This is a genomic window from Crossiella cryophila, assembly GCF_014204915.1.
Lineage (GTDB): Bacteria > Actinomycetota > Actinomycetes > Mycobacteriales > Pseudonocardiaceae > Crossiella > Crossiella cryophila.
The window spans coordinates 5375204-5395958 of the sequence record NZ_JACHMH010000001.1 but is presented as its reverse complement, the minus strand read 5'-3'; the positions used below and the strand labels follow the sequence as shown (position 1 = coordinate 5395958).

Genomic DNA, 20755 nt, shown 5'->3' with positions numbered 1-20755 from the left:
CACATGGCCCGCCGGAACAGCCTCCTGATTCGGTTCTTCGCGGTGTGCCTGCTCATCGCGGCGGTGTCGATCGTGGCCGCCACGCTGCTGACCACCCTGACCAGCACGCCGGAGCAGCATTCCCGCACCGTCGAGGACGACCACAAGCTCTACGAACGGCTGCTCGAACACGCCGTCACGCACCAGGACTGGTCCAGGGTCCAGCCCGTGCTGGACTCGCTGCGGGAGCAGACCGGCAGGGAGATCGTGTTGCGCGGCAAGGACGGCCGGTTCATCGCGGACAACGTGCCAGCGGACAGCACGGCCGCGCTGTCGCTGTCCCCGCCGAGCGCGATGATCGATCCACTGCACGTCGACCTGGCCCTCAAACCCGGTCCGGCCATCGATCCCAGGGCCCTCGGCCCCTACGCTCTGTCCACACCGGACGGAGAGCGGTTGTGGCGGATCGCCGGAGACGCCGTGCGGTGCGACACCCGGCAGCGGATGGAGATCGATCCGGCCGGCCGGCCGCACCTGGTCCTGCCCGACGGCGGCCTGCTGACCTGGACCACACCGGGCACGCCCTGCCTGCCGGACCCGAAGCAGCTCACCCGGTCCACCCCCGGCGAACTGGCCGCCAACACCGCGCTGCTCGACAAGCTCACGGACTGCCTGCGCCACAACGGACCCAAATCGTCCACTGTGGACACAGCCTGGGCCGATCCGGAGAACTCGCGGTGGTTCCTGACCCCACCGCCCCCGGGTACCCCCGCCCGGGTCGCCGACTGCCTCACCGCCGCCCGCCGGGACCAGCTCGCCGCGACGGTCGCGCCACCCGCCCTGCTCTACGCCTCCGCACCGGCACTCCCGGCCCCGGCCCTGCTCGGCTTCGACCAGCTGCCGCGGATCCTGCTGATCATGACGGTGATCCTGGTGCTGGCCGGCGCGGCCGCCTGGGTACTGACCAGTCAGCTGGTCCGGCCGATCCGGGAGCTGACCGAGGCCGCGCGCCGCCTCGGCACCGGCGATCGCGCGGCCAGGGTGTGCACCACCGCGCGGGGTGAGCTGGGCGAACTGGCCCGCGCCTTCAACCTGATGTCCATCCGGGTCACCCTGACCGAGGCCCAGCGGCAGGCGCTGATCAGCGATGTCGCGCACGAACTGCGCACCCCGGTGGCCAACATCACCGGCTGGCTGGAGGCGGTCCAGGACGGACTGGCCGCCCCGGATCCGCAGCTCACCGCCATGCTGCTGGAGGAATCGCTGTTCCTGGAACGCCTGGTCGACGATCTCCAGGACCTGGCCCAGGCGGACGCCGGCACGCTGCGGCTGCACCCCGAACCGATCAACACCGCCGATGTCATCGAGCATGTGGTGAGCGCGCACCGGGTGCTGGCCGAGGGCAACGAGGTGGCGCTGCGGATGGTGGTGGACGGTCCGCTGCACCTGACCGCGGACCCGGTCCGGTTGCGGCAGGCGCTGGGCAACCTGGTGTCCAACGCGTTGCGCTACACCCAGCCCGGCGGCGCGGTGGTGGTGACCGGCCGGGTCGATGAGCACGAGGCCGTGCTGGAGGTCACCGACACCGGGATCGGCATCGCGGCCGAGGACCTCCCGCACGTGTTCGACCGCTTCTGGCGCGCGGACAAATCGCGCAGCAGGCGCACCGGCGGCAGCGGCCTGGGACTCACGATCACCCGGTACCTGGTGGAGGCGCACGGCGGCACCATCCGGGTGACCAGCGAGGTCGGCCGCGGCAGCACCTTCCGGGTCGTGCTGCCGGTCCAGCACTAACACCCGGATCCGTTGCACGCCAACGCCTTCGGGGTCAGCTCGTGCTCGGCCAGGTGCTCGTGGGACAGGATGTGCTCGGCCAGGTCGAGCAGGTGCCGCCGCGGCCGCGGGGCGATGCAGGCCAGGTTGAGGCGCCGGACGGCGGCGGCGTGAGCCTGGTCGACGGCGTGCAAGCAGGCCGCCCGCGCCGCTGTCTGACCGATGAGCCCGACGGCGAGCCGCACCTGTTCCGGGGACAGCTCGGCTGGTTGCCGGTAGAGCGCCCGCAGGCGCTGGGCCTGCGGGCTGGCCTCGGCCAGGGCCACGGTGACCGGGAAGGTCTTCTTGCGGGAGCGGATGTCGGAGGCGGCGGGCTTGCCGGTCTGCCGCTCGGTGCCCCAGACGCCGTGGTAGTCGTCGAGGAGCTGGAAGGCGATGCCCAGGTGGCGGCCGAAGCTGCCCAGCGCCTCCGCCTGGCCGGCCCCGGCCCCGGCCAGCACCGCGCCCAGCTCGCAGGCGGCCTGCATGAGCACGGCGGTCTTGCCGGTGGCCATCGCCGTGTACTCCTCGGCGGCCACCGCCTCCCTGGCCTCGAACGCGACGTCGAGGACCTCGCCGAGGACCAGTTCGCGCAGCGCGCGGGCCAGGCGCACCAGCGCGAGTTCGCCGCGCCGGGGCGCGTGGGAGAGGGTGTCCAGTGCGAGCGCGGTCAGCGCGTCGCCGGCCAGCACGGCGGGGCCAAGGCCGTAGGCCCGCCAGGCGGCGGCCCGGTGCCTGCGCAGGCCGGCGCCGTCGATGATGTCGTCGTGCAGCAGCGAGGCGTTGTGCACCAGCTCGACCGCCACCGCCGCGGGCAGCCCGGCGTCGAGGTGTCCGCAGCCTGCCGCGCACAGCAGGGCCAGCGCCGGGCGCAGGGATTTCCCGGCCTGGCCTGCGGAGTCCAGGCCGAGTTGGTGGCGGGCGGCGCCCAGCACCGGCTCGGGCAGCGAGTCCACCGCCTCGGCGAGGGCGGGGGCCACCCGCGCGGCCAGGTCGGCCAGCAGCGCGGCGGCGGTCATGACGGCTCCAGCAGGAACCGGGCGAGGGCGTCCCATGCCCCGGCCGGGGCGCCCCCAACCAGCGTGCCGGCCAGCCGGAGGGCGCGGTCCAGGACCTCATCGGTGGCCGGTGGCCCGGAGAGGCCGTAGAGGGCGCGGGCCCAGACCGGCAGCATCGCGTACGCGGCGAGGGCGACCGGGGCCCACACCGGGGCCAGCAGGCCCTGCGGCAACTGGACCCGCGGCAGGACCAGGTGGACGGCGGTGCCGATGGCCTCCTTGGTGACGTGCAGGTCGGCCCGGACGCGCTCGTAGTACTCGGCCACCCGCTGGGCGCTGTCCGGGACCGTGGCCGGGTCGAGGCCGACCAGCGCGGCGCGGGCGGTCTGCTCGGCGTAGTACTCGTCGATCTGCCGCGGGCTCAGCCGCAGTCCGGTCCGCATGGCGGCGTCCACATAGGACTCGACCTCGGCCACGTGCACCCAGCGCAGCAGGTCCGGGCTGTCCACCCGGTACTCCTCGCCGGTGGCCGGGTCGTAGGCGGTCAGCGCCGCGTGCACGGCCCGCAGCCGCTGCCCTGCCGCCTGGGCCTGCGCGACGGTGCCCTCGGTGGTGGCCTGGAGGTAGCGCCGGACGGCGGCCAGGCGCTGCAGCGGCTGCTCGCGGTAGGAGCTGTTCTGTGCCACCGCCGCCACCGCCCTGGGGTGCAGGGCCTGCAGGAACAGGGCGCGGAACCCGCCGAGCGCGCTGACCGGCTCCCTGATCACCTGCCGGGTCACCGAGTCCGGGCCGAACATCGGCTCCTCGGGTGCCCGGCCCGTCACGGCTGCCTCCTTCGGGGTTGGCGGCGGTGGTCGAGCAGGACGCGCCACAGCACGCTGGGATGGGCCAGCGCCGCGGGGCTGTCGAGCATGTTCAGCACCCTCGCGAAGCGGAGGAACACGGTGGGGCTGCTGGGGATGAGGCGCTGCAGTCGGCGCAGGTACCAGCGAGCGACGCGGGCCGCCAGTGACGGGCGGCCCGGCTGCCAGCAGCGGTCGGCGGAGCTGGCCAGCAGCCACGGTGCACGGGTGAGGCGGGCCAGGCGGCGTTGGAATCGCCTTGGCAACCCGTCCAGGCTGGGCTGACGGGTGAGCATCTCCTCCAGCAGCTGGGCCTCCATGGCGGCCACGGCCATGCCCTGTCCGTAGATGGGGTTGAACGCGCAGACCGCGTCGCCGAGGGCGAGCAGTCCGTCCGGCCAGCGGCGCAGGCGGTGGTAGTGCACGCGGCGGTTGACCGCGTAGGAGTAGCGGGCGATCGAGGGGGCCGGTTGGCGGGCCGCGGTGGCCTCGGCGAGGCCGCGGTCCAGGGTGGCCACGAAGGCGGTGAACTCCTCGTCGGTGCGCGGGGGTCGTTCGTGGGCGGCGTGCAGGGCGACCAGCAAGTGCCCGTTCTCGACGGTGGTGGCGAAGCAGCCGTGGCGGGCGTCCGGGTGCCGCAGCGGCTGCACCAGGTGCTGGTGGCCGGTCGCGGCGCCGGGCCTGGGGAGGTAGACCCTGGTGGCGTAGCCGACGCCGGGGTCGACGGTGCGCTGGTGCGGGAGTGGGAGCCCGAGGTCGGCCAGCCAGGCGGGCAGCCGGGAGGAGCGGCCGCTGGCGTCGACCACCAGTCGCGCGGTGATGGTGGTGGCCTGGAACGGCCGATGTCCGCGGGCCAGCACGCGTACCCCGCGTACCCGTCGGCCGGTGTGGTCGGGCAGCAGCGCGGTCACCTGGCACCCGGAGCGGATGGTGACGGGGCCCAGCGCGCGCACCCGCTGCCGCAGGAGGTGTTCCAGCAGTGGACGGCTGACCGGCTGGGCGAGGATCCCTGAGGCCGGCTGAGGGGCGAGGCCGGTGGCGAAGCGGAACCGGACGTCCTGACAGAAGTCGATCACCGGCGCTCCTCCGGCCCGCAACTCTTCGCGCAGCCCGGGGAACAGGCTCTCGAAGACCTCCGCGCCCCTGGTCAGCAGGCTGTGCGGGTGCCGGGCCTGGGGTGTGCCCGGCCGGGACGCGGGCTCGTCGGGGAGCAGGTCGCGTTCGAGCAGGGTGACCGTGGTGAAGTGGTCGGCGAGCACGCGGGCCGCCAGCAGCCCGGCGATGCCGGCCCCGATCACCACGGCGTGGTCGTGCCGCGCGTCAGCCAACCGGGGTCAGTCCTTCGTCCAGGGACATCGCGGGCAGGGTGGAGCGGGTCAGCGCGTAGAGGTCGGCCGCGGCCAGTGTGCGGGAAGCCGCCGTGGTCGCCAGGCGGTGGGCCAGCCGGTGGGCACCGCGCGCGGTCCGGTCCTCCCCCTCCGCGAGCAGGTCGCGCAATGCCTCCGCCACCTCTTCCGGCACCTCGTGCCCGCACCAGATCAGCTTGCGCAGGGCCAGTTCCGCCAGTTCCTCGATCTCGTACTCGCCGAAGTCCCAGCGCTCGCCGAAGCAGTCGCCGAGTTCGGTGGACAGCTCGCCCAGGGCGGCCAACGCCTCTGGCTCGCCCAGCAGCAGCACCACCGGGCCTGCCGGGTTGCGTCGGATGGCCTGGCAGAGCGCGTCCACGGCCTCGACCCGGCGTTCCGGCGAACCACCGGCCCAGTCACCGTCGGCGTCCAGGAGCAGCAGGCCGCCGGTGGCGTCCTGGAACGCCTGCTCCACCAGGCTGTTCGCCTGGCCGGGCCAGCGTGGGCAGAGCTGTTCGCCGAGGCTGCGGCGCAGCACCTGCCCGGTGCTGAGCACGCCGAGTTCGGTCAGTGCCTGCGCGTACAGGGCGGCCACCGCGCTGCGTCCCATCCCGGACTGGCCGGACAGCACCACGTTGGCCAGCCTGCCCGGCGGTTTTCCCTTGGCGCGCAAGGCACACAGCCGCACCAGGGTGCTCCCGGCCGCCTCGGCCACCCCGGGCAGGCCGCGGAGCTGGGCGAGTCGTCGCCAGCCCAGGCTGGCCCGGACCGCGGCCTCCGGGTCGGTGGCCGGGTCGGGTCCGGCCTTGCGTGGGGAGACCTCTTCCAGCACAACGAGTTCGGTGTTCAGGTCGGCGCCGGTGAGCCTGCTCAGCTCGGCGTCCTTGGCCGGTGGGCTCTGGGCCAGCCGGGATGCCTGGTTGTTGACCATGGCCTCGAACAGTTTGCGGGCCACCCGGCCGTTGCCGAAGGTGTCGTTCTTGGGCACCCGCTGGAAGTAGTCGGTGAGCGCGTCCACCGCGTCGTCGGTGAGTTCGTAGTAGTGCTTGCCGCACAGGTTGGTGGTGATGGTGACCAGTTCGGCGACGCTGTAGTTGGGGAACTCGATGGTGCGGGAGAACCGGGAGGCCAGGCCGGGGTTGGAGGCCAGGAACCCTTGCATCAGCTCGGAATACCCGGCCACGATGACCACGATCTCGTCCCGGTGGTCCTCCATCATCTTCATCAGCGTGTCGATGGCCTCCTGGCCGAAGTCCGGCCCGCTGCCACCGGATCCACTGGCCAGCGTGTACGCCTCGTCGATGAACAGCACGCCGCCCATGGCCTTGTTCACCACCTCGGCGGTCTTGATCGCGGTGGCGCCGATGTACTGGGCCACCAGGTCCGCCCGCGCGACCTCGACCATGTGGCCGCGCTTGAGGATGCCGAGTTCGGCCAGCACCGAGCCGTAGAGCCGGGCCACCGTGGTCTTGCCGGTGCCGGGCGGTCCGGCGAAGACCAGGTGCCTGCTCATCGGCGGCATCGGCAGGCCCATCTCCTGCCGGCGCTGGGACATCTTGATCAGGTTGATCAGGCCGACGACCTCGCTCTTGACCCCGTCCAGGCCGACCAGCGTCTGCAACTCGGCCAGCGGCCCGTCCAGCACCACCCCGGCCGCACTGCCGATCGCGTCCGCCGGGGCCGTCTCCCGCTCCGGTACCGACCGGGCGGTAGGGCGCGGTGCGGCGGCCGGGGCGGGGTCGCCGGTGACGATCCCGTGCACCGACAGCTGTTCGTGCTCCACGCCCCGGCGGACCGGGCTGCCGCCGCTGCCGGTGATCCGGCAGTCGGCGACGGTGGCGGGTTCCTCGGTGTCCAGCAGCACGCCGTCCCCGGCGCTGCCGGTGATCTCGCACTCCCGCACCTCGCCGCGGGCGCCGCTGAGCAGGTGCACGCCGTGCCTGCGGGCCGAGCGCACCCGGCAGCGGTGCGCCCTGAGCACGCCGCCCGCCGCCACGCTGATCCCGTCCTCGGCCGGGTCCACGATCTCACTGTCCTGAATGGACACTTCGGCGTCCTCGACCCGCAGCCCGCCCCCGCGCAGCAGCAGGGAACTGAACTCACCCCGCGACCCGCCCGCCACGGCGACCAGCCGCGCACCGGACCCGCTCAGCCGCAGATCGCTGACCTCGGCCGCGGATCCCTCGGTGAGCGCGAGCCCCAGACCGCCGGTCAGCTCGACCACCGCGTCGGCCAGCACCACCCTGGACTGGCCCTTGAGCACCAGCCCGGCCCCGGCGGAATCGGTCACCCGCAGGCCGGTCAGCCCGACCCGCGCGCCCGCGTCCAGCAGCAGCGCGGCCTGCGCGGCGCCCTCCACCCGCAGGCCGCCGAACTCCGGGGTGGCGGCCCCGTCCACCGCGATGCCGACCGGGCTGTCGGCCACCCGGCAGTCGTCGAAGCGCGGTGCGGCGCCGCCGGTGACGTAGACCGCGACCTGCGCCGCCGAGGTGAACCGGCAGCCGCGGAAGCGGGGCGCGCAGCCGTCGGCGATGTGCGCGGACTGGATGCCCGCGCCGGTGAAGTCGGAGTCGGCGATGCTCACCTCGCCGGTGGTGCGCAGGTACAGGTCGATGGTGGCGCTGCGGGTGACCGTCAGCTCCCGGATCCGCGCGCCCGCCTGCTGTTCCACCACCAGGGCGGGCTTGTCGGCCTCGATGATCTGGCAGCCCTCGATCACCGCCCTGGCCTGCCCGTTGACGCAGATCCCGTTGCCGCCTGCCTTGCGCACCACCACCTCGCGCAGTCCGAGCGACCCGTGTTCGGTGAGCACCACCGCGGAGGAGGCGACCTCGGTGAACTCGGTGTGCTCCACCGCGCTGGGCAGCGCGGAGGTGACCACCAGCCCGACCCCGGTGGTGTTGGCCACCACGCAGTTGCGCAGCACCACACAGCCCTGTTCCCTGGCCAGCAGCGCGGCCCAGGCCGAGACGGTGATCCGGCAGTCGTCGAAGGCGACCTCGCCGCGCCGCACGTCCACCGCGGCGCACTGCTCGTCCGCGCCGGTGAAGCTCAGCCCGACGAACTGCACCGCGTCCGCCTCGACCACCACCGTGCTGCCGGTGCGCGCCGAGACCTCCACCGTGCCGGGGCCGTCCTCGGCGGTGATGGTGACCATCCGGGTCAGCACCAGGTTCTCCGGGTACCGGCCCGCGCACACCGAGATCGTCGCGCCGTCCCTGGCCTCCCGCAGCGCGGCGCCGATCGTCGGGTACCCGCCCGGCCTGCCGGCCGACACCACCAGCAACTGCCGATTCATCGGCGGCTCACCCTTCCCCACGAACGGTTCTGACCAGACCCGGCAGCAGCTCGAACCGCCGCGCCGCGGACTCCGGCATCCGCTGCTCGCCGGCGGCGGCAGCCCATTTCTCCACGCAGCGCCGCAGCGAGGTGAGCGCGAGTTCGTCCAGCGCGGCCCGGTTGCGGTCCACCCGACCGTCCGCGTCGATCTCGCCGACCGCCAGCTCGCGCAGCACGATCTGCCCGCGACCGCCCTCGGCGGGCTCGGTCACGTCGAGCACCTTGAAGTTGGTGCCGGGTACGAACAACACCCGGTCCGCGGTGGGTTCGCCGTCGGGTTCGAGCAGTTTGGTGCGGCGCGAGGTCATCGACCAGAGCAGCACGTCGGTCTGGTGCCCGGCCTGCTGCCGCGTGCAGGGCGCGGTGAGCGCGTTGACAAAACCCCATTCGGTGAACAGCGTCCGGCTCCGGTACAGCTCCCACTCCCTGGCCGTGGGCGTGGTGGAGAAGATCGCCGCGCCCCGGTGCGAGGGCAGCCTGCTCAGTCCGGAGACCGCGCACCGGGCGAAGGGCACGTGCGGCCCAGCGAGGGCCCGGCGCAGCGGCAGGTCGAGTTCGTCCCCGGCTTCTGACAGATACAGGCGCACCGCGACCGCGTCGGTGAGCACCCGGCCGGAGGAGCGTTCGAGGGCGCTCTGGAAGCCGGGGTGTTCGGAGAGCACCCGGCCGACCGAGTTGGCCACTGCCGCGTACTCCCGGCTCAGTGCCCGGCGCAGCCACTCGCGTTCCTGGTCCAGACCGCGTTTGGGCACCAGCGCGGCGGCCTCGGACACGGGTGCGGGTTGCACGGCCGAGACCCGCTCGACGGCAGGCGCCGGGGGTGTGGGGGCCGCGACCGGCTCGCTGGGGGTCGAGCCGATCGCGGCCGGGGCCTCCGCCGCCTTCGGGGCCGATGGCGGCGGAGGGTGGCGGACCGAGTCCAACTCGGCCGCCGGGGCCGGACCGGCACCGGCGGCCACCACCGGTGCCAGTCCGGCCGGGATGGCGGGGGCTGTGATCCCGGGCAAGAACCCGCCCCCGCCTGGCTCGGGTGCGCTTTCCAGGCGCAGGGTGGCGGGTTCCTCGGGCCGCGGTGCGACGGGATCCGCGGGCCGCGACGTGGCGGACTCCCCGGACCTCGATGTGGCGGGCTCCCCTGGCCACGACGGGGCGAGTTCCGCAGAGCGCGGCGGGGCGGACTCGCCGGACCGCGGCAAGGCAGGCTCCCCTGGCCCAATCTCCAGTCGCGGCCGAGGCTGGATCAGCGTCGCCGCCTCGGCGAAGCTCGCGGCCGCGGTGCCGGGCTCCAGCGCCCCCTTGGCCCGACCCACGACCTCCGCCCGCCGGTGCAGGACCGCACTCGCGGGCGCCACACAGCTCAACCGCTGCGCCGCGTTGTCCAGGCTGCCGAACAAATCCTCGGCGAGCTGGCGCATCCGGGCCGCGGACTCCGGGTCGCCCTCGTCGTAGAGCACCAGCTGGCGGTCGGCGTCGGCCTCGGCCAGCCGGATCGCGGCGGCATTGGCGGTGTCGTAGTGCGGCCGCAGCCACATCCCGGACTGCACGATCTCCAGCAGCGCGTCGGGCGCGTAGGCGTAGACCGCCCGGCCGACCTCCTGCACACCGAAGACCGGCGGCCGATAGCTCACCGGGTATGGCGCCGACGGCTCCTGCCACGGTTCCGCGGGCGTGTAGCCGAGTTCGCCCATGCTGGCCTGCCAACCCAGGGTGCCGTCCGCGCGGACCAGGTGGATGTCCGGCTCGATCCGCGCGCCGACCGGCAGCCCCGGGTAACAGACCACCTTCTCGCCCAGCGCGTCGGCCACGGCCTGGCCGTAGGGCACGCCGCCCCTGCCCTCGACCGGGCCGAAACGGGCCAGTCGCAGCCGGGGGCGCAGGTCCTCGGGCAGCCAGCCCCAGAACCGGGTGATGTCGTCCACGGTCACCGGGGCGGCGCCGGGGCAGCCGATCACCACGGTGCAGATCTCCGGCTGGCAGGGCACGGTGGCGATCAGCCGGGCCCGGTGCGGGCCCAGGATGTGCTCGGGTCCGCGCGGCCGCAGCCACACCCCGCCGGGCAGTGGCTCGGCCACGCCGTTGGCGCTGGTCGGCATGATCTCGGCCAGCGAGGACGGGGCTTCCCAGACCGGTCGGGGGAATCGCTTGCCGTCCCGTTTGGGCGGTCGGCCCGGCTGGAAGCGGACCCAGCCGCTGCCCCAGCCCGCGTCCACGAACAGCGAACCGCCCACCCCCGGCATGATGTGCCCGTCCGGCGCGATGACCACCCGGTTGAGCCGTTCGGACAACCATTGCCCGGCAAGGGCGGTGGTCTCCCGGGACCGGCTGCCGATCACCAGGCGGATGCCGGAGCGCTTGCGCGGCAACAGTTTCGCCGTGGACTCCCACACCGAGAACGGGCTCTCCCCCGGCAGGTCGACCACCACCAGCTGGTGATCGGGATCCTCGGCCAGGCCGAGGGCCAGATCGCGGATCTCGTTGCGCAGCGCGGCCCGTGGGTGCACCACCAGTGCGTTGCCGATGGTCTGGCTGGTCATGCCGCGGCCACCCTCCGGACCGCCGCGGCGCTTGGTCAACACACTCACCTCAGCCAGTTCCTCTCTGCGACACGCCCACCTCGGCCCGACTCAGCACCGGTCCACTGGGCAGCGCGGCCAGCACCTCGGCGGCCACCGGGCGCGGGGTGATCCCGCCGAAACCCAGGGCCTGGATGGCCTCGTCGTCGGCGAGCCGGTACTTGAACCCGCGGTCGGTGATCAGGTAGCGGTCCGGTTTGACCCCCGCCTTGGCCGGCGCGGGCACGGCGGCGGCGAGCAGTCCGGTGCCCGGTTTGAGGTAGGCGCCGGTCTGCTCGGTCATCCCGGTCCAGGCCATCCGGCGCTCGGCGGTGACGACCTGGCTGGCGATCCGCGCGCCGCTGGTCTCCTGCCGCAGGCAGAAAGCCCGTTCCCCGCCGGTGATCGGCTTCATCATGAGCAGATCCGGGATCCGGGTGGTCAGCGAGTTGTCGGCGGAACGCGGGGCGGCGGCGATCGCGGCGGCGTCCACCTCGACCGCGGCCGAACCGCCGCGGGCCCGCAGCAGCGCCACCTCGGTGCGGGACAGCGGCGCCAGGCCGTCCCCGCGCAGCACGAGCAGGTTCTCCGCCCCGTTTCCCACGGCGTGCCGGAAAACCGTGCCCACCGCCCGGTGCACGCCACCCACCGAGGTGCCGCCGCCACCCGCGCCGGGGATCGTCGCGGCGCCGATGGGCGGCCCCTCCGGCAACGCGGCCAGCCACGCGGCCGCGGCCACCGGCGGGGTGCCCGCGCCCAGGCCGAGCGCGATGGCCACGGTGGCGTCGGCGAGCCGGAGTTTCTGCTGTCCCCACACCAGGTACTGCTCGCCGGAGGCGGCGGCCACCCACAGGTACTCACGCTCGCCGATCGGGGTGGACTCGGCCTCGGGGCTCAGGTTCATGCTCAGCGACCCGCCCTCGGTGCCGCCGGTGCGCGGCAGGCACAACAGCCAGGAACCGGTGACCAGGGAACCGGGCCCTGGCACCGAATCCGGGGCGTTCGGGATGCCCACCGGGCGGCCTCGATCGAGTTCGGCCAGGGAGGCGCGGGTGATGGTCTCCACCGTGGATCCCTGGCCCTGCACCAGCATCGCCGAGGCGTGGTTGAGCACCGGCACGAGCAGCCCGCGCTGGTAGACGTAGCGGGCGCCGCTCTCCTTCTCCACCAGGATGACCCCCGGCTTGCGCCACGCGGTGTTGCCGCCCGGGTTGATCAGCCCGTACACCCAGAACGCGACCCCGATGAGCAGCCCGAGCACCAGCCCGAAGATCACCCCGGTGACCGCGCGCCTGGCCGGCGGCTCACCGTAGTTGGTGTCCCCCAGCAACAGTGCCGCGCTCATCCGGCCGACCAGGGTCTGGTAGGCGTGCACGTGGTCCTTGCGGGTCTGCACCGGTGCTCACCCGGCCAATCCACGCGCCCAGGCGAAAACACCCAGCGCGTGCATCAGGAACGGGATCAGCGCGAGCGCGAGCAGCTTCTCGGCCACATCGCCGGTGTGCGGCCAGATCGGCAGCAGCCTGCGGTGCGCGGGGCGCAGCGCGGCCAGCACCAGCAGCAGCACACCGCCCAGCAACGCGGCCACCCCGACCACCCGCCACAGATCGGTCCACTCGGCGAGCAGGGACAGCGCGAACAGCGCCAGGCCCCAGGATCCGGCCAGCGCGAGTCCGGTGCGCTGGCCGATGTTGAGGAACTCCCTGGCGCGCAACAGCACCAGCACCGCGAGCAGCCCGGCGAGGGTGTGGTCCAGCCAGGTGGGCGCGGCCAGCAGGTACCACAGGGCCACCGCGATGACCGTGGCCGAACCAATGGCCAGCACGCTGAGGTAGCGGTCGGCGTGCCCGGTCTGGGCGACCACCTCGGCCGCGGGCTCGGGCGCCACGTCGATCTTGAGTTCCTCGGCGGTGCGCGGCAACTGCGGTCCGCGCAGCCGGGCCGTCCGGGTGGCCAGTTTGGGCGCGGCCAGGGTCAGCAGGAAGAAGGTGGTGGCCACCACCACCGCGTTCTGGGTGGGGGTGAGGCCGACCCCCAGGTGCAGCCACATCGCGAGGATCCCGCCAAGACCGGCCACCGCGGCGCAGCCGAAGGGCACGATCGGCAGGTCCGGCGCCAGCAGCCGTTGGGTCAGCAGCAGGGCCGCCGAGACCCCGGTCAGCGTCAGCGCGCCCACCAGCACCCCGAACGGCGCCAGCGCCAGTGTCCCGGCCACGCCCTCGGCGGCCAGCGCGCCGCAGAGCGCGGCGAACAGGCAGCCCGCGGTGCCCACCACCCCGGCCAGTGCCCGGTCGGCCAGCATCCGCGCGACGACGGTGGCCGCCACGCACAGCACCAGCGCCAGCTCCCCCGCGACGATCGCGGCGAGCAGCCCACTGGCGTTGCTGAACAGCGACACCCCGATCACGCCGAGCAGCGCGCCGGTGAGGCTGAGGAACAGGGTGCGGTTGACCTTCTCGTTCCACCGGTTGCCCTGGCGGCTGACCGCGGTGGCCATGCCGTCGGCGATATCGTCGAAGTCCAGTTCCGGCAAGGCTTCCTCGGCCCGCAGCAGGTGCAGCCGCTCGCCGTCGAGCCAGTCCAGGGTCGCCGGGGTGCCGTCGGCGTCGAACGGGGCCTCGCCGAGCCGTTGCAGCACCCAGGCCCCGGCCTCATCGCCCGCCGGGGCGCGTTCGGCCTCCCGGAGCACGTGCTGGACCAGGGTCGGCAGCAGGGCCGAGACCGTGGTGGTGACCGGCACCGCGAGATCGGCCCGGCCGCTGGGGCCGAACACCGTGACCCGGCACAGTTCCGCGTTCCTGGTGGCGCTCATCGCTCCGCCTTCCCCGGCCAGGCGCTCACCGCGACCGGGTCGTTGTGCTGGGTGGATTCCACCGGTACGTAACCGGTCTGGATCAGCCGGATCCCGCGCCGGGTGACCAGTTGGGCGCGGCCGGGCGGCAGCGTGCGCGGCGGGGCCTCGCCGAGGAACTTGCCCTCCTCCTTGGGGTAGGAGAACAACAGCGCCGGGCTGCCCAGTTCCCACAGCCGCCGCAGCAGCGGATCCATCATGCCGCGCAGGGCGTTCGCGCTGCTGCGGGCGAGAATGAGATGGAAGCCGATGTGCACGCCCTGGGCCAGCAGCGGCAGCAGGGTGTCCAGCGGGGTGCCCATGGCCATCCCGCCGCCGAACAACTCGTAGTCGTCGACCACCACGAACAGTTGCGGACCCTGCCACCAGTCCCGCCTGCGCAGGCGTTCGGAGGAGATGTCCGCGCCGGGCACCCGCCGGTGCAGGGACACCGCGGCCTTGTTCGCCAGTTCGGTCAACGCCTCCGCGCTGATCGCGTGGCCGACCCGGTAGGCATCCGGCACGATCTCGTCGAGGTCGCGGCGGGAGTCACCCAGCACGATCTTCGCCTCGTCCGGGCCGTGGCCTGCCACGATCTGGCGCAGCAGCAACCGCAGCGCGTTGGTCTTGCCGGTCTCGGCGTCGCCGAGCATGAACAGGTGCGGGGTGGTGTTGAAATCGTGCCAGACCGGGTTGAGCCGCTGCTCGTCCAGGCCCAGGCAGAATCGCAGATCCCCTTGGGAGCGCGGCAGTTCCACCATCGGCAGCTTGGTCGGCAGCAACCGCACACCCGGTGCGCTGCGGCCGGGCCAGAAGATCCGCACTTCCTCCACAATGGACTTGGTGGCCGCGGCCAGATCGTCCACATCGGACATCCCGTCCAGCCGGGGCAGGCCGGCCAGGAAGTGACAGCCCGAGCTGGTCAGGCCGCGACCCGGCTGGTTCGGCACGGTGGCGGCCTTGCGGCCCTGCACCTCCGACTCCATCGCGTCGCCCAGCCGCAGCTCGAACCGGGTGCCCAGCACATCCCGCAGCCAGGGCCGGATCTCCGACCAGCGGGTGGAGGAGACCACCAGGTGCACGCCGTAGGACAGGCCGCGGGCGGCGATCTCGGTCAGCTTGGTCTCCAGGTCGCCGAAGTCCTGGCGCAGGGTGAACCAGCCGTCGATGACCAGGAACACCTCGCCGTGCGCGTCCTCGACCCGGCCCTCGCGCCGAGCCTGGCGGTAGTCGGCCATGGACTCGAAACCCAGTTCGGCGAACCGGGACTCGCGCATCTCCATCACCTGCACGACCTCGGACAGGGTGCGCACCACCCGGTCGCGGTCCATCCGGGTGGCCACCGAGCCGACGTGCGGCAGTCCGCTGATCGACATCAGCCCGCCGCCGCCGAAGTCCAGGCCGTAGAACTGGATCTCCTCCGGGGTGTGCGTCAGCGCCAGGCCGAGGATGAGCGTGCGCAGCAGGGTGGACTTGCCGGTCATCGGCGCGCCGACCACGCCGACGTGCCCGTCCGCGCCGGAGAGGTCGGCCACCAGCAGTTCGCGCATCTGCTCATACGGCAGGTCGACCAGGCCGACCGGCACCCGCAGCCGGGACCGCACCGCCGGATCGTCCACGGTCATGCCGAGGTCGGGGTGTGGCACCACGCTGGGCAGCATCGAGTCCAGGCTGGGCGAGTGCGACAGCGGCGGCAGCCACACCTGGCGGGCGGCCGGGCCCGCGCCGGCCAGCCTGCCGATGAGCACCTCGGCCAGGCTCGGCGCGTCCTCGGCCGCGGCTTCGGCCTCGACCGCCGCGGTCTCCTCCTGCTCCGGCTCGGTCTCGGCGGCGCGGATCTCGTGCTGCCGCGGGTTGGGCTGGGTGTAGAAGGGCGCGACCTCACCGGCCACGATCTCCGCCTCGGCGCCAGGACCGCCGGTGGGCGCGGTGGTCCGGCAGGGGCCGGAGACGTAGGCGCCCTTGAACCGGATCAGCGTGGTGGTGTCGATCTTGAGGTAGCCGTTGCCAGGCCCAGGCGGCAGTTCGTAGGCGTCGGCGACCCCGATGACGCTGCGGGATTCCATCGAGGAGAAGGTGCGCAGCGCGACCCGGTAGGACAGGTGCCCCTCGACCCGGTGGATGCGGCCTTCGTCAAGTCGTTGCGAGGCAAGGAGAAGGTGCACGCCGAGTGAGCGGCCGAGCCGCCCGATGGAGACGAACAGCTCCATGAACTCCGGTTTGCTGCCCAGCAGTTCGCTGAACTCGTCCACGATCACCAGCAGGGTGGGCAGCGGGGTGAGCTGGCCACCGGTGGTGCGCGCCTTCTCGTAGTCGAACAGCGAGGAGTACCCGCTCTCCCGCAGGATCTCCTGGCGACGGGTCATCTCCCCGTTGAGCGAGTCCTGCATCCGGTCGACCAGGGGCAGTTCGTCGGCCAGGTTGGTGATCACCGCCGAGGTGTGCGGCAGCTTGTCCATGCCGAGGAAGGTCGCGCCGCCCTTGAAGTCGACCAGGACCAGGTTGAGCACCTCGGAGGAGTGGGTGGCCGCGAGCGCGCAGACCAGGGTGCGCAGCAGTTCGCTCTTGCCCGAACCCGTTGCCCCGATGAGCATCCCGTGCGGTCCCATGCCGCCCTGGGCGGACTCCTTGAGGTCGAGTTCGACCACCTCGCCGTCCTCGGTGACCCCGATCGGCACCTGCAACCTGGCCCGCTGCGGGGTTTTCTGCCGCCACTGCGCGGCCACATCGAAGGTGTGCACATCGCGGATGCCGAGCAGGGTGGTCAGCTCGAAGTCGTTCTCGAACGGCCGGTCCACGATGTCCACCGTGCCGCTGGTGCGCTTGGCCGCCAGCAGCCGGGCCAGGGTCTCGGCCTGCACCGGGCTGAGCTGATCGCAGGTGGCCGAACCGGTGTCGGTGTCGGCGGGGTAGGACACCCGGCCGTCCTGACAGGTCAGCCGCAGCACCTTGGCGCCACCGGGTAGCTCCCCGGTGGCGTCCAGCAGGACCACGTTGCGCAGTCCCGGTCCCAGCAGCGGGGAGTGCGCAGGGATGGCGGCCAGGTGCGCCAGGATCACCACGAACGGCTCAGCCGCGCCGGGCAGCACGCTCTTGTCGTGATCACCCCTGGAGAGCACCTCGGGGCCGAGCAGGTCGAGCAGCTCGTCGTGCTCGCAGGAGAGCAGACGTAGGGGCCCGGCCGCGTCGTGGGCGACCGGGTGCGCGGTGTGCGGAAGCCATTTCACCCAGTCCCACTCGGACTGGTTGCGTGCTCCGGTCAGCACGGCGATCCGCAGTTCGTCCGGGGCGTGGAAACTGACCAGCTGGCCGAGCATGGCGCGCAGCAGCCCGGCCACCGCGTCCGGGTCACCGGCGAACTCGACGCTGGTGAAACTGCGCAGCCCCACCGGGATCGGGATGCCGGTCACCGTCCGGTAGGTCTCGCTGAAGCGGCGCAACGAGATCGCCGACAGCGGTTCCAGGTCCTCGATCGGTTTGGTGGCCGGCGGGGTGAACTCCATGACCGCCTGCTGGGTGCCCAGTCCGAGCCGCACCCTGGCGAAGTCGTCGTGACTGCCCCGCCGCTCCCACAGCCGGGGACCACCGGCCAGCGACCACAGCCCGGACGGCGCGGGGTTGTTCCACACCACGGCTTTGCGTTGCGCCTCAGAGCTTTCCCGCGCCTTGCGGCGCAGCTGGCCGATGTAGCGCAGGTAGTCCCGGCGCTCGGCGTTGAGCTTGCGCTTGCGCTCCATGGAATCCCGCAGGAACTGGGTGATCCCCATCGCGACCATGCCGATGCCCATCGCCCCGGCCATGATCAGGATCAGCGGTGACGCGCCGCCACCGCCCGCCGAGGAGAACATCAGGATCATCACCAACGGCCCCATGGCCATCGGGATGAACATCAGCACCGAGCTGAGATCCCGCGCCGCCGGCTCCGGCATCACCGGCGGTTCCTGGAGTTCCTCCTCCCCCTCGGGCAGTTCCGGCCCCGCCACCCGGGGCCCGCGTTTGACCGTGACCGTGCTCATCCGATCACTCCCGGAGCCGCCGCTTTCGGTGCGCCCCAGGCACTGCTGTCCCGCCGGAGCAGATCGGCGGCCGTGCGTTCGGGCGCCTCCTCCTCGGTCGGCTCGGGCTCGACCTCCGCCACCGCGGGGTCCTCCGCACTGCACGTGCCCTGCTCGTCCGGCTCGAACGGCCGGGGCAGGAACAACGCGGGATCCGCGGCCCGGTCGGATTCGGGTGCACGCGTGGCGCGGGCGGAGGCGGAAACCCCGCTGTGCGCCCAGGCCGTGTTCTCCCGCAACGTGTACTCCGGCGCCTCGGGCTCCTCGCCCCGCTCCGCCCGCTGCCCGGCCAGCCCACCGAGCCCGAACAGACTGCCGGCCACCGGGAGGTCCCAGGAGCTGGTGTCCTCCTCGTTCTCCGCGGGCGCGACCACCGCGATCCGCTCCTCGCCGCCAACCGCCCACTCCGCGGTGGCGCCGGCCGGGGTGTCCACCCCACGCGGGTCACCCAGTCCAGCCACCTCCTGGGCCTCCCAGGGCTTCACCTCGCCACCGATCAACCCGGAGGCGTCCGACCGCTCACTCTTCGAGTCACCACCCGGAGCCGTCGGCATCCCGGGTGGCGGCATCATCGGCATCCCGGCCGGATCCGGCGACTTCGCCCCCGGCCCGGCAGCCCACTCCTGCCCGGCGGCCGCCGGGGTGTCCACCCCACGCGGATCACCCAGCCCAGGAGCCTCGGGGGCCTGCCACGGCTTGACCTCCCCGCCGATGAGCCCGGCGGAATCCGACCGATCCCCGCCACCGGCACCACCGGGCGCACCACCACCGGGAGCAACCGGCGTGCCCGGCGGCGGCATCATCGGCGCGCCGGCCGGACTCGGCGACGCCCCACCCGGCCCGGCAGCCCACTCCTTCCCCGCGACCGGCGGAGTGTGCACCCCCACCCCGGGCGCCTCCGGCCCCTTCCAGGGCTTGATCTCCGCATGCGGGGCACCACCACCGGGAGCAACCGGCGCGCCGGGCGGCATCGTCGGCACACCGGGCGGATCAGGCAACGACACACCCGGTACGACCACCCGCTCCTTCCCGACAACCGCCGGAGTGTCCACCCCACGCGGATCACCCAATCCCGGCGCACCAGGCCCCTTCCACGGCTTGACCTCACCACCGATCAACCCGGAGGAATCCGACCGATCCCCGCCACCGGCACCACCGGGCGCACCACCACCGGGAGCCATCGGCATCCCCGGCGGCGGCATCATCGGCATACCAGGCGAATTGGGCTTCAACGCACCCGGCGCGACCCAGTCCTTCTGCGGGTTGGACGGCATCTGCGGATCACCCAGGCCGGGCATCTTAGGGCTCTGCCAGGGTTTGCCGTCACCGATCGGCCCGTGCGAGCCGTGCCGGTCCACGATGCCGCCACCGGGCAGACCGCCCGTCCCCGGACCCGAGCCCGGGTGGAACGGCATCGGCGGGGCCACGGGGGCCTCTCGACGGTCGGAGAGCTTGGGCGCGTCGGGGTGGTTGCCCGCGGCCCAGTCCTTGGGGTTGGGCAGGTTCTGCCCGCCGGGCGGCTTGTCGCCGGTCCACTTGTGCAGCTCCGGTGCGGGCGGCTTGTGCGGCTCGGGCAGCGACGGCGGTTTGACCCCATCGGGCGGCGGCGTCGGCTGGAAGCGGGACGGCAGGTCACTGCCCGGCAGCTTGGGGGGCGGGGTGACCGAACCCGGCAACTTGGGCGGCGGGGACACCGCACCCGGCGACCGGGGGGACGGCGTGCTGCTGCCCGGCGACCTGGGGCCACCGGCGGAGCCCGGCGGCGGGGTCGGCAGGAAGGGCAACGGTGGCGCGACCGAGTTGTTGTGCACCGGCGGTTTCAGCCCCGCACCACCGGGCAGGCTCTTCGGCGCTGACCCGGGCAGGCCGGGGTTGCCGCTGCCCGGCTTGCTGATCGGGACGTGGGCGAGCGTCGGCGAGAACGGCGGCATCGAGCCGCTGTGGCCGGGCGTGTTCGGCCCAGCCCCACCGGACCCTGGCACGCTCTTCGGCGTGAACTCGCTCGGCGCCCGATCGCCGATCCCCCCGCCACCGGGCGGCGAACCAGCGTGGAAACCGGGCGGGGCACTGGCGGTGAAATCACGCCCGGCGTGCTCCCCCGGTCCCTTGCCACCACCCGGCGGCTTGATGGCGAAGGCCGGGTTCAACGGCGGGCCGGTCACCTCCGACGGCGGTTTGATGGCCAGCGCCGGGCTCAGCGGCGGACCGGACTTCAGCTCGGGCGGCGGCAGGTGGTCCAGCCCCAGCTTGTTCGGCCCGCCCAGCCCGCCGCCGAGCGGATCGGGGGTCGGCACCTTCTGCAACTCGGTGTCGAACCGCTTCTCCTGGTAGTTCCCGGCGAGGGTCTTCAGCACCGACCGCATGTCCTTGGTCATCTGTTCCACGACCAGTGGGAACTCGCTGACCTTGGTCTTGTTGTTCTCCAAGGTGATGTCGATGCCGTAGTGGTGTGCCTGGGTCTCCGCCGCGATGCGCCGGGTCTCGGCGGCGTAGTGCACGTCGATGTCGTGCACGGTGCGACGCGCCCATTCGAGGTAGTTGCCTGCCGACCACAACTGCTCGGGCACCGGGTCCATTCCGGACGGTCCGCCGCCGATCTGCTCGGCCTGCTGCAGGAACGCCTTGGCGAACGGGGTCATCAGACCCAGGAACGCGGTCGCGGCCTCGCCCTGCCAGGGACGGCCTTCGCCTGCCAGCGCCTCGGCCTGGTCCCGGATGCTGTTGCCCACCATGGTCAGCACCACCCTGGCCTCCTGGAAGGTCAGCGCGGCATTCCACAGGGTGCTGGGATCGGACTTGCCGTCCAGCTCGTGCACGGCCTTCTTGCCGTGCCCGCCCGCCACCCCGTGGATGGCGGCCTTGATGGTCTTCCAGTCCCAGGAGTCGTAGTCCGCCCTGGACATGGTCTGCGAGCCATCGCCGGTGGCGACGACCGCGCCGTCGACGACCTTGAAACCGGTGTTCTTGGACTGGTCGTTTGATTCGTCAGCCATTGTCCAGAG

10 protein-coding genes are annotated in these 20755 nt (G+C 72.9%); 1 reads left to right on the top strand and 9 read right to left on the bottom strand.

The window, feature by feature from the left end; translation table 11 throughout:
* The first annotated feature begins 3 nt into the window (after positions 1-3).
* A complete protein-coding gene (locus HNR67_RS23755) occupies positions 4-1773 on the top strand; it encodes a sensor histidine kinase (RefSeq protein ID WP_185004440.1) in 1770 nt (589 codons plus the stop codon).
* Here HNR67_RS23755 and HNR67_RS23750 read toward each other — a convergent pair.
* Genes HNR67_RS23750 through HNR67_RS23710 form a run of 9 tightly spaced genes read right to left on the bottom strand, consistent with a single transcriptional unit; the run spans position 1770 to position 20746 of the window.
* Positions 1770-2810: a polyprenyl synthetase family protein gene (locus HNR67_RS23750; RefSeq protein ID WP_185004439.1), complete on the bottom strand. Its 1041-nt coding sequence runs from the start codon at positions 2808-2810 to the stop codon at positions 1770-1772. The two genes, HNR67_RS23755 and HNR67_RS23750, sit on opposite strands and share 4 nt — an antisense overlap.
* Entirely contained in the window at positions 2807-3613 is an 807-nt protein-coding gene (locus HNR67_RS23745) for an oxygenase MpaB family protein (protein ID WP_185004437.1), read from the bottom strand. Before HNR67_RS23745 ends, HNR67_RS23750 begins: the two co-directional genes overlap by 4 nt.
* Positions 3610-4959, bottom strand: a complete 1350-nt coding sequence (locus HNR67_RS23740) for an NAD(P)/FAD-dependent oxidoreductase (RefSeq protein WP_185004436.1) — start codon at positions 4957-4959, stop codon at positions 3610-3612. The genes HNR67_RS23745 and HNR67_RS23740 overlap by 4 nt, the downstream gene beginning before the upstream one ends.
* Positions 4952-8275 carry a right-handed parallel beta-helix repeat-containing protein gene (locus HNR67_RS23735; protein WP_185004434.1) on the bottom strand — a complete coding sequence of 1108 codons (3324 nt, stop codon included), beginning with the start codon at positions 8273-8275 and terminating at the stop codon, positions 4952-4954. Before HNR67_RS23735 ends, HNR67_RS23740 begins: the two co-directional genes overlap by 8 nt.
* A 7-nt stretch (positions 8276-8282) precedes the next feature.
* A complete protein-coding gene (locus HNR67_RS23730) occupies positions 8283-10889 on the bottom strand; it encodes a hypothetical protein (RefSeq protein ID WP_185004433.1) in 2607 nt (868 codons plus the stop codon).
* A gap of 10 nt (positions 10890-10899) precedes the next feature.
* Positions 10900-12264 carry a type VII secretion protein EccB gene (gene eccB / locus HNR67_RS23725; protein WP_185004431.1) on the bottom strand — a complete coding sequence of 455 codons (1365 nt, stop codon included), beginning with the start codon at positions 12262-12264 and terminating at the stop codon, positions 10900-10902.
* Between the two features lie 6 nt (positions 12265-12270).
* Positions 12271-13680: a type VII secretion integral membrane protein EccD gene (gene eccD, locus HNR67_RS23720; protein WP_185004426.1), complete on the bottom strand. Its 1410-nt coding sequence runs from the start codon at positions 13678-13680 to the stop codon at positions 12271-12273.
* Positions 13677-17714 carry a type VII secretion protein EccCa gene (eccCa, locus tag HNR67_RS23715; RefSeq protein ID WP_185004414.1) on the bottom strand — a complete coding sequence of 1346 codons (4038 nt, stop codon included), beginning with the start codon at positions 17712-17714 and terminating at the stop codon, positions 13677-13679. Before eccCa ends, eccD begins: the two co-directional genes overlap by 4 nt.
* Entirely contained in the window at positions 17711-20746 is a 3036-nt protein-coding gene (locus HNR67_RS23710) for a WXG100 family type VII secretion target (RefSeq protein WP_185004412.1), read from the bottom strand. Before HNR67_RS23710 ends, eccCa begins: the two co-directional genes overlap by 4 nt.
* Positions 20747-20755 lie beyond the last annotated feature (9 nt).